Genomic DNA, 13,148 nt, shown 5'->3' on the forward strand with positions numbered 1-13,148 from the left:
GTGCCACCTTACCTTATTTTTATCTGCCTTTTTAACCGTGAGGTTTCGCAGGGGGTTTGGACAGCATGGTTGATTACATGTGTATACAGTGTGAATAAGTTCAAATAACTTTGGATTAACCAAACTGAAACTTAATACTTTGCATCCATTCACAAAAAATATTAAACAGAATTCTTGTTTGCAGTATGCCTTATGTATATCCCCTTCTTACTTGAAACTCAGGGCCTCAGAGCGCTAGGTTGGTTCCCAAGTGTAGAGTCACTCTATACACATAGTGCTACCCAGTGGCCGCTTACCTGCAACTCACAGTAGTTTGGACATAGAGCGAATGGCTTTCTTGCAGAGGAGAAGAAAGGCGAGAACAGAAGGTCAAGATTAACTAGCAGTACGTAGTTGATCTTGGCGATAGGCGGTGGCGAGACGATGATAAAAGTCTTTTGCCAATAGCGTAGAGGGTTGTTTATCCGCGAGGTGACGCCGTTCGTGCCCTGAGAGGTTCAAGTACACCTCTTCAGGCAAACCTTGAGTATCCTGTGGACGATAAGTAAGCACTTCCGGTGTGAGATAGTGGCTGAGCTTTGCACTGGCCATGCCACCTTGATGAAAGAGTGCGGCTTGTCTGGCGGAGATTTGATAGGAGCTCTCATCATTTTCTAGGCGTTGAGGCTCTGCGAGTTCAAAACGCTGACGCAATACTTGTTCCGTTGTCGGTGGAACCTCAATTTTATCTACTGGTGTATTATCACGGACATCATTAGAGAACAGGGCCAAGAGTAAGGCAAAGTCGGCACGACGCCCATGCGTCACTGCTTGGCTAATTCCTTGGCCAAAATGCAGTTCGCTAATGACACCGGCTTTATCTAATGTATGGACTTGCATGACACTCTCCCCTTGATGTCCATATAACGGCACAAGAGCAGAAAACTTGAGGCGAACAAATGAAAAAAGCCTGCAAAATTGCAGGCTTATGACGATTTATTAAGCAGTATTAGCTTATTTTGCTAGGTTCTGAGCAACGAAGTCCCAGTTAACCAGAGCCCAGAAACCATTCATGTAATCTGGACGTACGTTACGGTAGTCGATGTAGTACGCGTGTTCCCACAGGTCAACCGTCAGCAGAGGGGTTACACCTTCTTCAGTCAGCGGTGTTGCTGCGTTTGAAGTGTTAGTGATCGCCAGAGTGCCGTCAGCTTTTTTCACCAACCAAGTCCAAGATGAACCGAAGTTGTTGATGGCTGAATCAGTAAATTTTGCTTTGAAGTCAGCAAAAGAACCGAATGCTGCATTGATTGCTTCAGCAACTGCGCCAGTTGGCTCGCCACCACCGTTTGGTGATAGGCAGTGCCAGTAGAAAGTGTGGTTCCAAACCTGCGCAGCGTTGTTGAAAATACCGCCAGTTGAGGTCTTGATGATCTCTTCTAGTGATTTGTTTTCAAACTCAGTACCTGGGATCAGACCGTTCAGTTTTACCACATAAGTGTTGTGGTGCTTACCGTGGTGGAAATCCAGAGTTTCTGCTGAGATGTGTGGTTCCAGTGCGTCTTTCGCATAAGGAAGAGCGGGTAATTCAAATGCCATTGCTCGATTCTCCGTTGAGTGTAAAGAGTGGATTCTCTTTATGTCATTGCTTCCAGTGTATTATTTTCTTCGTCGTTACGACTGACTTGCCAAGTATTTTAGCAACTTTTTACTTTATTAAAAGCCTGAAGGCAGAAAAAGATCCAGCAACGCCAAGTCGAGCGTATATCCATATTGAGAATATGCTTTTTATTCTCGGTTATTCCTTTAGAATGTGCCCATATTTGATGACATCCATTAACGAGGAAGCGATGGAAACTATTGACAAAATCAAACAGCAAATCGCCGAGAACCCGATTCTGCTTTATATGAAAGGCTCACCGAAACTGCCAAGCTGTGGTTTCTCTTCGCAAGCCGCACAAGCTCTGATGGCTTGTGGTGAGAAGTTTGCTTATGTAGATATCCTACAAAACCCAGACATCCGTGCAGAGTTGCCGGTTTACGCGCAGTGGCCAACGTTTCCACAACTGTGGATTGAAGGCGAGCTGATTGGCGGTTGTGACATCATGCTGGAAATGTTCCAAAAGGGTGAACTGCAAACTCTGGTAAAAGAAGCGGCTGCTCGCTCAGCAAGCCAAGAGTAATACTGGTTAAATTTACAGTTTTCCTTGATTTCATAAGGCCACATTGAGTAATGTGGCCTTAATTTTATCTCGTCAGCGATTTCCATGACCCGGTTATTTATTGCAGAAAAACCTAGCCTTGCGCGAGCGATTGCCGATGCACTACCCAAGCCTCATAAAAAAGAACAAGGGTGTATTCGCTGCGCTAATGGCGATATCGTGACTTGGTGCATTGGTCACCTTCTCGAACAAGTCGAGCCAGACGCTTATGATGAGCGATACAAAAAGTGGAATATGGCGGATTTGCCTATCATTCCAGAGCAGTGGCAACTGCGCCCAAGAAAATCCTCCTCTCAACAGCTCACCGTCGTTCGTAAGCTACTCAAAGAAGCAACGCAGATTATCCATGCCGGTGACCCCGATCGCGAAGGGCAACTGTTGGTGGATGAGGTGATCGATTATTGCAAAGTGCCGAAGAGCAAAAAAGAAACCGTGCAGCGCCTTTTGATCAGTGATTTAAACCTTTCTGCAGTCAAGCGTGCCTTACAAGGCTTGCGCAGTAATCGAGAGTTTATTCCACTCTCTGTTTCGGCTTTAGCGCGTTCACGCGCTGACTGGCTGTATGGTATGAATATGTCTCGAGCTTATACCCTGCTTGGGAAAAAAGCCGGTTATCAAGGCGTGCTCTCCGTAGGGCGAGTACAGACGCCAGTACTGGGTTTAGTGGTGCGACGGGATGAAGAGATCGAACATTTTATCCCGCATGATTATTTTACTCTTGATGCTTTAATTCCATACCAAAATGGCACCGAATACTTCGACATACGTGCCCGTTGGAAACCAAGTGAGGCCTGCTTACCTTGGCAAGATGAAGAAGGGCGGGTCACTAACCGTAAATTGGTGGACAATGTTGCCAGTCGCATTGCGAATCAGCCCGCGACTGTGACTGAATCAGAGCAAGATCAAACCAAGCAAGCGGCCCCTTTGCCCTATTCACTTTCAGCGCTGCAAATTGATGCGGCAAAACGGTATAACTTCAGCGCACAACAAGTGTTGGATCTGTGCCAGTCTCTTTATGAAAAGCATAAATTGATCACTTATCCGCGATCTGATTGCCGATACTTACCGAAAGAGCATTTAGCTCAGGCTCCCGACGTGGTAGCGGCAATAGCCAACAATGCGCAAGAGATGGTCACCGCAGTGAATGATGCGGATTTATCACTACGCTCCAAAGCGTGGAATGACAGTAAAGTCGACGCGCACCACGCCATCATTCCAACGCCGAAGAAAGCGTCGGTTAATGCGCTGTCAGGGCATGAAATGAAAGTCTATCAACTGATTGCGCGTCAGTACCTTATGCAATTTTATCCTGCGGCGATTTATGCAGAAGCCAAACTGGTTTTTAACATCGCTGGCGGCATTTTTATTGCCAAAGGGCGTCAACTGCTCAGTGCTGGATGGAAAGTGTTGACCGGTCAGCAAGATGAGCAAGAAGAGTGCGTGGATAAAGTCCCCCCTTTGCCTGTTGGCATTGTGCTGCAGTGTCGAGAAGGGGAAATAAAACAGAGACAAACCGAGCCGCCACGCCATTTTACGGAAGCTACATTACTGCAGGCGATGACGGGGATTGCCCGTTTCGTGGCCGATAAAGAGCTGAAAAAAATTCTGCGTGAGACGGATGGTTTAGGCACTGAAGCCACACGAGCTGGGATCTTGGATACCTTGTTTAAGCGTGGATTACTGCAGCGTGATAACAAGCTCATTAAAAGCACGCCAGCTGGCCGAGGTTTGATTCATGCGTTACCCAGTGAAGCCACCTATCCCGATATGACGGCACATTGGGAACATCAACTGCAAGCGATCGCGGAAAAGGGGCAAGCTTATCAACCCTTTATGCAGACACTACAAGGCCGCCTCGAGCAGTTAATTGAGCAAGTTCAGGTCGCACCGGTTCCTGTATCATTGCAAGCTTTGCCAGCGGTGAGTAAACCTGCCTTTAAGCGCACACGCCGTGCACCAAAGAGTAAAGCCAGAACGTATAAAGCTTAATAAACCCAGAGCAGAGCAAAATGATCCCACTGATTTACCATCCTATTTATTCACAACTGGATTTGCCTGTGGGGCATCGTTATCCGATCAATAAGTATCGCCTGCTTTACGAAGAGATTGTGCGTCAAAGAGAGCAAAGTGAAGCATGGCAAGCGAGCTTCGAGTTTCATACCCCCATTGCGGCCGAGCTTTCACGCATCACGCGATTGCATGACCCAGATTATGTGCAAGCTTTGCTCGAGGGGACGCTATCCGCGGCCAAGATGCGTCGAATCGGATTTCCTTGGAGCAAACCACTGATTGAGCGTACTTTGTACTCGGTGGGAGGAACCTGCCTCACGGTTGAGCAAGCGTTGCAATCAGGGGTGGCAATTCATCTCAGTGGGGGTTATCACCATGCTCACGCCGATTTTGGTAGCGGTTTCTGTCTGTTCAATGATCTGGCGATAGCCGCGCACTTCGCACTCTCTTTGCCTAGTGTTGATAAAGTTCTGATCATTGACAGTGATGTACATCATGGTGACGGCACGGCAACCTTGTGCGCGGAACGTGACGAGATCATTACGCTCTCTTTTCACTGTGATAAGAATTTTCCGGCGCGTAAGCCTGCTTCTAGTATGGATGTCGGATATGCTAACCAGACGGGCGATGAAGAGTTTTTGTCCACTTTCATCCAAGCGGTGGAAATGGCGGTCAATCTCCATCGACCTGATCTGATCCTCTATGACGCCGGTGTGGATATTCATAACGATGATGAGCTAGGTTATTTATCCATTTCACAGGCCGCTATCGCGCAACGAGATCGTTTTATGTTGGGTTTGGCAAAGCAGGAGAGCATTCCAATCGCTTGTGTCATAGGCGGTGGGTATCGCGAAGACCATACGGCACTCGTGCCATTGCATCTTGAGTTACTGAAAGCGGCGTTAAGCGCAGGGTATTGAAGCGAAATGATGGCCGTGCGTAAAAGCAAAAAGCCGCTGAATTATCAGCGGCTTTTCTAATGTGGCGGAGAGATAGGGATTTGAACCCTAGGATAGCTATTAACCATCGCCGGTTTTCAAGACCGGTGCTTTCAACCACTCAGCCATCTCTCCGTTATGGGGCGCATAATATCGACCCTAAGTTCGATTGTAAAGCCCTGAAAATACTGTTTGCTTCAATTATGTACACTTGGCCGCTATTTTTATGACTAAGTGCTATTTTACACATTAAATAAAACGGAAAAGGGGAGTTTCTAAGAAACTCCCCTTTAGGTGTATGGTCGGACTGAGAGGATTTGAACCTCCGACCCCCGACACCCCATGACGGTGCGCTACCAAGCTGCGCTACAGTCCGATGCGCGTAATCTAATGACTTTTACTAGATGCGTCAACCCTGAACCGACTTAAAATAATGAATTTAATTATCTTTTGCGTAAAAACGCTGCAATTCGGTCAAACCTTGCATTAATACAGGCAGTGTTGGGTTGGTTTCTTTAAGACGTTGGTAATCGCCATCGTAGACTTTGAAATTACCAAACTTATCCAACACTGTAGTTTGTGTATCGGTAATCAAGGCGAGCTCACGAGCATCGCCCGCCAAAATCCATTTGCGCTTACTTTCGTTAAACAGATTTTTACCGCTGCTGTAGTCAACCGGATTAGAGGAAACACCGAGCAAATCTTGCATGAGTGTTACCGAGAAATCGAGATGACTAGAGCGATGAGCATAGGTTCCTGCCACTTTGCCAGGCCAATGAATCACCATAGGGACTTGCAGTTGGTAGCGACTGTAGTTGGTGTTTGAACCCCAAGTATTGGTTTTGGTTTCATTAAACTCCGTGCCATGATTGGAGGTGATCACTACCACAGTGTTATCCATAAGTTTCAACGAGTTCAGTTGTTCAAGAACGGTGTTGATGACTTGGTCGGCTTGGGTCACGGACAGGTTGTATGCACTGCGTAAACGATCCTCCGCTGACTCTTGAGCACTGCTGAGTTCTGAAAACTCTTCTACGGTCGTCAGTTCTAAATAACTAAACCAAGGCTGTTTTTGACCGACATTTAGCCATTCTGCCCAGCGTTGTACCGCTTGTTCATCTGGGCTGCTCTCATCGTTCGTAACAGCAATCGCCTCTATCGGTAAAGAGCGGAACATGGTTTCTTTATAGAGTGGGTCTGCAAAGTTGTTGCCGCTAAATAAGCCAAACTGATAGTCATTTTTCTTCATCACATCAATCAGTAGCGGCGCATTGCCTTGCACTCGCACACTGCTGGCGTAGGTACTCGGTAAGCCGTAAAACAGACCAAATAAGCCAAACATATCGTTACTTGAACTGTAATGATTGGTGAAATTGAGATTCTCATTCGCAAACTGATAAGTATTGGGCATGAGTTCAGGGGTCAGGGCATCTGCACGCAAATTATTGATGCTGACTATCAGCACGTTCAAATTATTGGCTCTACGACTGAACTCTAACGGTTCGAGTGGGTAAATCAGACCGTCAATATCACTATTCTGTTCGGCAAGGCGCTTGCTGTACTCTTCTTTATCGAGCAAGCCGTGCTTTTCCATAAAGGATTTTGCCGTCATTGGATAAGAGAGCGGGAAATTCGCTCGCTGACTGGTGACCGGGGAATAGAGATATGCATCCGACCACACATAAATCAGATGGCTGGCGATGAAACTGAAGAAAAAGACGGCCGCTAGAGGTCGCCCGATGCGTTTGTGTGACAGTTTACGCTGCTTGCGCCAAACCCATTCTGATAAACCGAGCTCAAGGAGAAAGATGAGGGGCAGTACCACAAACAAATGCTGCAAATCCGCACTGACACTGCTGGTTTCATCGCTGAATAGCAGTTCCCACACCACAGGGTTGAGGTGCAGATTAATAATTTGGTAGGCCTGAGTATCAATCAGTAAAACAGTGAGGCCTAACGTCGAGAAGCATACGGCCAAAAAGCGGAATAAGCTTCTCGATGGAATAATGAAAGTAAGTGGAAAAAGCACTAACAGGTAGAGTGCGAAAACCAAAAAGCCGAAATGTCCAACCCAAGACAGCGCAAGGTAGAGCTGCCCAAGCAAGGTTTCTGGCCAAGGTGATTGAGAGATATATCGTGTGCCAATCAACATGGCAGCGATGATATTAAAGAAGGCAAACCAGTGCCCCCAACCTACTAAACGAGATACCCGATCGCCGTATGTATTTCCGCTATCTACCATGTGCTTTTTCTATTTATGGGTTAAATGGGGCAATTTAGCTTTGCAAAGACGACACTAATGCTTGCGCGAATTTTTCAGCAATCACTTTACGTTGTGCAGCAGCAACATTTTGATTGATGACATTCGTTGCGATGTTGCCAACCACCATTAAGGTGAGCTCTGGCGAAGCATTATGTTTATTTAGTACCGCAGCAATTTCAGTCAGAATGGATTCAACGTGTTCGTCACTGTATTTAGATGTAATAGGCATATTGACTCTGATGATGATAGTAAAAGCGGCTTATGATAACCTACTATGCCTGACAACTGAAACCAGAACGATGATTATTTCACTATGAGCCTATTCCTTTCTAACGTGATTTTGCACCAACTCCGTAAAAATGATAACGATGAATTGGTGGTGAATTATCGCGCCGAATCTCTTCGCAATGATACGTCAACTGAAAACTTAGTCGCTGAGTTACATCGTGTTTTTAATGCAAAAGCCGGGAAAGGTTTCGGTTGCTTTAAGTCAGACAGTGAATTCCAGCTTTGGTTGCAAGAGATGCGTCGTGGAACCCTGCCATTCTATGAGTTTTCACAGCAAAGCGCTCAACGCCTAAAAAATGAGTTAGCCAAGTATCCTTTTGCTGATGAAGGGATCTTAGTGATGGCCGAATATCAATCTTTGGCGACGGATTATCTCTTTATTGGTCTACTGCCTCTCAATCAAAGTTTGAAAGTGACAGAAGGGCTCGACATCAGCGCTACCGACTATCTAGACATCAACAAAATGGATATCGTGGCGCGTATTGATCTTTCGAGCTATGAAACCGACAAAGAGTCCAAACGTTACCTGAGTTACATCAAAGGTCGTGTTGGTCGTAAAGTGGCAGACTTCTTTTTGGACTTTCTACAGGCGGATATTGGCTTAGACACCAAACAGCAAAACCAAGTGTTGATGCAGGCGGTGGAAGACTTCTGTGCTGACGCGAAATTCGAAAAAGAGGAAGTGATCAGTTACAAAAAGCAGGTGTATGAGTACTGTAACGATCAAATCAAAGCGGGTGATGAAGTCAGAGTGCAAGAGCTCTCCGGCGAGCTGCCTCCGAGTAATGAGGGCGTCAACTTCTTCGATTTCACTCGTGAACAAGGCTATCAGTTAGAAGAGAGTTTTCCTGCCGATCGTTCAACGGTTCGTAAGCTAACCAAATACGTAGGTGCGGGTGGCGGTTTAAACTTGAGTTTTGATAGTTTGTTGCTCGGCGAGCGAGTGTTTTACGATCCAGAAACCGATACGCTGACGATTAAAGGCACTCCACCTAATTTGCGTGATCAGTTAACTCGCCTACGTTAAACATCAGCCCGACGATCATGAGATAAGTAGGTAGGTTTCATTGAGTTCATTGAAAAAGAGAGCGATCACGCTCTCTTTTTTGTACGCAATTTATTGCGTGCACCATCAAGAGTCAAAATAGGGTATATGCTTGATCTGAAGTTCTAAACAGGATGGTTAGGCATGGCACAGACTTTATTGAATCAAGGTGTTAGGAAGAAAGTCGTGATGGCTATTTTCGCGGCTTGGAGTTTGGTCGCCGCTTTGGTGTTGTGGCAATTCTCCTTGATCTCTTCCTCCTCACGCAGTCTCGATGAACTCACCAATCGTTTGATGCATTTTCGTGAGACGCTCTATTTTGCGCAGCCCTATCGAGCCAATCAAGCTCCTAATTTGGAGCTTGAGCTGTCATTAGTCTTAGCTTTACGCATGCAGATTGAAGCTGAACAGTCGAGGATATGGATTCGGCGAGATGTGCAGCAGCTCTTGTACCAAACCGATCGATTTGTTGAACAAGCGCGGGCGTTTTTAACCATTGAGCTGCATCCAACGGAGTTGGCTGAGCGCTTTCGTGAAAGTCGTCAGCGTGTGCATGCCGATCCTCAGTTATTGTCAGCGTATTTCCAGTTAGGCGCGTTTAGCTTTGAAGCGTTGTTTGCGGATAATAGAAACAGTCCTGAAATCTATCGAAGTTTAGATCGTATTTTGCAAGATTCTTTAACCTTGCCCAGTCGTGAACAAGAATCGCTGCAAGTTGCTTTGGCACAAGTTTCTCGCTTACTGACGCAATACGCCGAAGGCGATAACCTCGTCGGAAAATTGCTCAATCATGCTGTCTATGAAGAGGCGAGTATGCTTGAAGAGGAGTATCACCATCAGCTCTGGATCATGATGGTGATTCTGGTTGGGGCTAGCTCGATAGCGATGCTCTGTTTTATCGTATTGCCATCCCGTCCCCAGTTTTTGCCTCGATCTGCTTCAAACCAAGAAAATACAAAATTTCACAAGCTAGGTGGCATGAGTCATCAAGTCAATATCGCGCTGGTAGAGCAAACGCTGAATGGCGACTTTGAAGCCGTTCGGCAGCTACTCAAAGTTTTTTTGGAAGATCATAAAAATGATGATGAGCAGATCCGTTCGCTGTTACTCAGTAATCCTGAAGCCGCGCAGCGACATTGTCATAGCCTAAAAAGTGTTGCGGCAAGCCTTGGTGCTGAGCGATTAAAGCAGGTCGCTGCTGAAATAGAGAGTCATTTACGAGCGGGGCAGCTCCCAAGTGAAAGAGCCTTGGATAATCTTTCTGCTTATCTGGCTGAAACTGTGCGTGAGGCAGAGTGGCATGTATCGCGATTGCCTTCGGATGAATTATCAATAAAAAGAGCGCCTTAGCGCTCTTTAAAAGATAACAAGTGATGGAACGTTGTTATGCAGAAGCCGGTGCTTTCTGGATTTCCTCTGCCGTCACTTCTTGTTCATTCATGGCCTGTGTGGGTTCACATTTATCGACAAACCAACCACAGTAAGATGTGATGATAGTGACGAGAATACACACGAAGCTTAGCCACATAAACGGTGCATAAGAGAGAGTCGCCACACCCAAAATGCTCGCCATATAGATGCCGTTATCACTCCAAGGCACCATGCCAGAGGTCAGTGTACCGCCGAATTCTGCGTTACGAGACAAGTTCTTACGTTGATAGCCTAAACGATCGTAGTTCTTGGCACAGATTTTTGGGGTCAGGATCAGTGATACATACATCGCAGAACCAAAAACGTTCCCCATAAAGGCGGTACCGATAGTGCTGGTCGCTAGCGAACCTGGGCTAGTGACTCGGCGCTCGAACAGTTTGGCGATGGTTTCTAGCACGCCGACTCTATCGAGCAGACCACCAAAACCAAGACCGAAGACGATAACCGCAACCGATCCGAGCATGGATGACATACCGCCACGGTTAAGAATTGCATCAATAAAGCTTACGCCAGATTCAATATTGTAAGGTGCCCATGCGGTGTTGAACGCTTGAAGGAAATCGACATCTTGGATCATCACAGCCCAAACGATACCGAGCAATGAACCAAAGCTGATCACTGGGAAAGAAGGCATACGCATTGCCAACAAACCAAGCACAATCAACACAGGCACGAAAGAATAAGGCGTGATGTAGAACTGCTGTTCCATCGCGGCAATGACCGTCTCTACTTGTGACATATCGACGTTGCCAGCGTAATGGAAACCAAACAGAGTAAACAGAATGCCAGTGATCACATAGCTGATCAGAGCAATCGGTAACATGCCTTTAATGTGTTCCATCACTTCAACGTTAGACATCGAAGAGGCTAAGATCACAGAGTCAGACAGGGGAGACATCTTATCGCCGAAGTAACAGCCTGACAGCACAGCACCAGCAGTGATAGGCGCTGGAATACCAAGGCCTTGTCCAATCCCCATCATGGCAATACCGGCAGTACCTGCCGCACCCCAAGAGGTTCCCGTTGCCAGAGCAGTCAATGAACAAATCACCATAGTGGCTAATAAAAAGATAGAAGGGTGAATTGCTTTTAGACCGTAATAGATGATGGTTGGCACAATACCGCCGGAAATCCACGTTCCGACAAGAGCACCGACCGCCAATAAGATCAGCACTGCGCCTAAACCATTTGAAATGCCATTCAGGGCAGCATTTTCTAAGTCTTTGTATTTATGTCCTAGGCGAATACCTAACGTCATGATCACGAACCAGCCAATATACAGAGCCAGTTGGATCGGTAAATCCAGTTTTGCGGTAAATGAAAACGCTAACAGCAAAAATAGGCCAAGCGAGACGATTACTTGAGTCAAACTTGGCAGGCGTTGTTGGGCTTGTAACATACTAAGAGCCTCTTATCCAATCGTTAGTAAGGAGTCAGGATATCCTTATTGAGTCGAGGTGCACTTTACCGTAGTTAAAATAATATATCGACATTAAAGCTCTTTGTTGTGATTTATATCGTTCAAGTGGTTAATTTGTAGCATTTGCTGTTTATTTTTTGAGTAATAAATGAAAGCAAATCTTTTGTGAGGTGAGTTTTTTGTGTTACAAGAAATAAGTTTTTTGGTAAAAATCTGACGTCAATACTCTAACTTGGTTAAAAAGTGAGAGTTTTAAGATGCTTGCCGTAAAAAAGCGAATAACCCCGAGAGAAGGATAAGAAAAAGTTGTCAGATTTGCTAAGAAAGGCTTGAGATTTCAGGCTGAACCACTTATAGATGGAGCCAGTGATTTGACATTGGATCTACACGGAGAGTAAGGGAAATGAGAGTAGGTTTAGTAGGTTGGCGTGGCATGGTCGGTTCTGTCCTCATGCAACGCATGGTAGAAGAGCGCGATTTTGATCTGATTGAACCGGTTTTCTTCAGTACATCGCAAATTGGTGTTCCTGCCCCTAATTTTGGTAAAGATGCAGGCATGTTGCACGATGCGTTCGACATTGAGAGCCTCAAGCAGCTTGATGCTGTCATTACCTGCCAAGGCGGTAGTTATACCGAAAAGGTCTACCCAGCACTGCGTCAAGCGGGTTGGAAAGGTTACTGGATCGATGCTGCATCGACATTGCGTATGGATAAAGAGGCGATCATCACTCTGGATCCCGTTAACCTTAAACAAATTCTGCATGGTATTCATCATGGTACAAAAACCTTTGTCGGTGGTAACTGTACTGTGAGCTTGATGTTAATGGCACTTGGTGGCCTGTATGAGCGTGGCTTGGTGGAATGGATGAGCGCTATGACTTACCAAGCAGCATCCGGAGCGGGCGCACAAAATATGCGTGAGCTGATTTCACAAATGGGTGTGATTAATGATGCCGTCAGCTCAGAGCTTGCCAATCCTGCCAGCTCCATTTTGGATATTGATAAGAAAGTGGCTGAAACCATGCGTTCGGGTTCTTTCCCAACCGATAACTTTGGGGTTCCGCTGGCAGGTTCACTGATCCCTTGGATTGACGTGAAACGCGATAATGGCCAAAGCAAAGAAGAGTGGAAAGCGGGTGTAGAAGCCAACAAAATTCTGGGTTTGCAAGATTCTCCAGTACCGATTGATGGTACGTGTGTGCGTATCGGCGCAATGCGTTGCCACTCTCAGGCATTGACCATCAAACTGAAGCAGAACATTCCTCTCGATGAAATCGAGGAGATGATTGCTACTCATAACGATTGGGTCAAAGTGATCCCGAATGAGCGTGACATTACCGCACGTGAACTGACACCCGCTAAAGTAACCGGCACGCTGTCTGTCCCCGTCGGCCGCTTACGCAAAATGGCGATGGGCGATGATTTCCTCAATGCCTTCACGGTTGGCGACCAGCTCTTGTGGGGGGCTGCTGAGCCGTTGCGCCGTACGCTGCGCATCATTTTGGCCGAGAAATAATCGTCTCCCTTGGCGAAGCCACATCTCCTAACAAAA

At 46.3% G+C, this 13,148-nt stretch carries 11 protein-coding genes and 2 tRNA genes; 6 read left to right on the forward strand and 7 right to left on the reverse strand.

Annotation, left to right across the window (positions count from 1 at the left end; genetic code table 11):
- Positions 1-375: 375 nt before the first annotated feature.
- Both T411_RS0100710 and sodB read right to left on the reverse strand, forming a co-directional pair.
- Positions 376-879, reverse strand: coding sequence for a VC2046/SO_2500 family protein (locus T411_RS0100710; protein ID WP_001196007.1), 504 nt, complete (start codon positions 877-879; stop codon positions 376-378).
- Positions 880-993: 114 nt separating this feature from the next.
- A complete protein-coding gene (gene sodB, locus T411_RS0100715) occupies positions 994-1,578 on the reverse strand; it encodes a superoxide dismutase [Fe] (RefSeq protein ID WP_000863548.1) in 585 nt (194 codons plus the stop codon).
- 251 nt (positions 1,579-1,829) lie between these two features.
- On the opposite strand from sodB, the gene T411_RS0100720 reads away from it, so the two are divergent.
- From T411_RS0100720 to T411_RS0100730, 3 genes are all read left to right on the forward strand, one after another.
- Positions 1,830-2,162 carry a Grx4 family monothiol glutaredoxin gene (locus T411_RS0100720; RefSeq protein WP_000447541.1) on the forward strand — a complete coding sequence of 111 codons (333 nt, stop codon included), beginning with the start codon at positions 1,830-1,832 and terminating at the stop codon, positions 2,160-2,162.
- An 84-nt stretch (positions 2,163-2,246) separates the two neighbouring features.
- Positions 2,247-4,190, forward strand: coding sequence for a DNA topoisomerase III (locus T411_RS0100725; protein ID WP_000197425.1), 1,944 nt, complete (start codon positions 2,247-2,249; stop codon positions 4,188-4,190).
- A 20-nt stretch (positions 4,191-4,210) separates the two neighbouring features.
- The gene (locus T411_RS0100730; protein ID WP_000612504.1) at positions 4,211-5,131 is read left to right on the forward strand and encodes a histone deacetylase family protein; all 921 of its coding nucleotides are present in this window, start codon (positions 4,211-4,213) and stop codon (positions 5,129-5,131) included.
- A gap of 62 nt (positions 5,132-5,193) precedes the next feature.
- On the opposite strand, the gene T411_RS0100735 is transcribed toward T411_RS0100730, so the two are convergent.
- The 4 genes from T411_RS0100735 to T411_RS0100750 form a co-directional block, all read right to left on the reverse strand.
- Positions 5,194-5,284 (reverse strand) — tRNA-Ser (locus tag T411_RS0100735).
- A gap of 164 nt (positions 5,285-5,448) precedes the next feature.
- A tRNA-Pro gene (locus T411_RS0100740) sits at positions 5,449-5,525 on the reverse strand.
- Between the two features lie 63 nt (positions 5,526-5,588).
- Positions 5,589-7,391, reverse strand: coding sequence for a DUF3413 domain-containing protein (locus T411_RS0100745; protein WP_000228449.1), 1,803 nt, complete (start codon positions 7,389-7,391; stop codon positions 5,589-5,591).
- A gap of 34 nt (positions 7,392-7,425) precedes the next feature.
- Entirely contained in the window at positions 7,426-7,641 is a 216-nt protein-coding gene (locus T411_RS0100750; protein WP_001123168.1) for a YejL family protein, read from the reverse strand.
- An 84-nt stretch (positions 7,642-7,725) separates the two neighbouring features.
- On the opposite strand from T411_RS0100750, the gene yejK reads away from it, so the two are divergent.
- Together yejK and T411_RS0100760 are read left to right on the forward strand one after the other, a co-directional pair.
- On the forward strand, positions 7,726-8,727 hold the full coding sequence (gene yejK / locus T411_RS0100755; RefSeq protein ID WP_000051797.1) for a nucleoid-associated protein YejK: 1,002 nt from the start codon (positions 7,726-7,728) through the stop codon (positions 8,725-8,727).
- 162 nt (positions 8,728-8,889) lie between these two features.
- Complete coding sequence (locus T411_RS0100760) at positions 8,890-10,095, forward strand: Hpt domain-containing protein (RefSeq protein ID WP_001995424.1); 1,206 nt, start codon at positions 8,890-8,892, stop codon at positions 10,093-10,095.
- A gap of 34 nt (positions 10,096-10,129) precedes the next feature.
- Here T411_RS0100760 and nhaC read toward each other — a convergent pair whose 3' ends face one another.
- On the reverse strand, positions 10,130-11,575 hold the full coding sequence (gene nhaC / locus T411_RS0100765; RefSeq protein WP_000938463.1) for a Na+/H+ antiporter NhaC: 1,446 nt from the start codon (positions 11,573-11,575) through the stop codon (positions 10,130-10,132).
- Between the two features lie 424 nt (positions 11,576-11,999).
- Between nhaC and asd the strand changes: the two genes are divergently transcribed.
- A complete protein-coding gene (asd, locus tag T411_RS0100770) occupies positions 12,000-13,112 on the forward strand; it encodes an aspartate-semialdehyde dehydrogenase (protein WP_001263690.1) in 1,113 nt (370 codons plus the stop codon).
- Positions 13,113-13,148 lie beyond the last annotated feature (36 nt).

Origin of the sequence: Vibrio cholerae ATCC 14035 (assembly GCF_000621645.1) — a bacterium.
Lineage (GTDB): Bacteria > Pseudomonadota > Gammaproteobacteria > Enterobacterales > Vibrionaceae > Vibrio > Vibrio cholerae.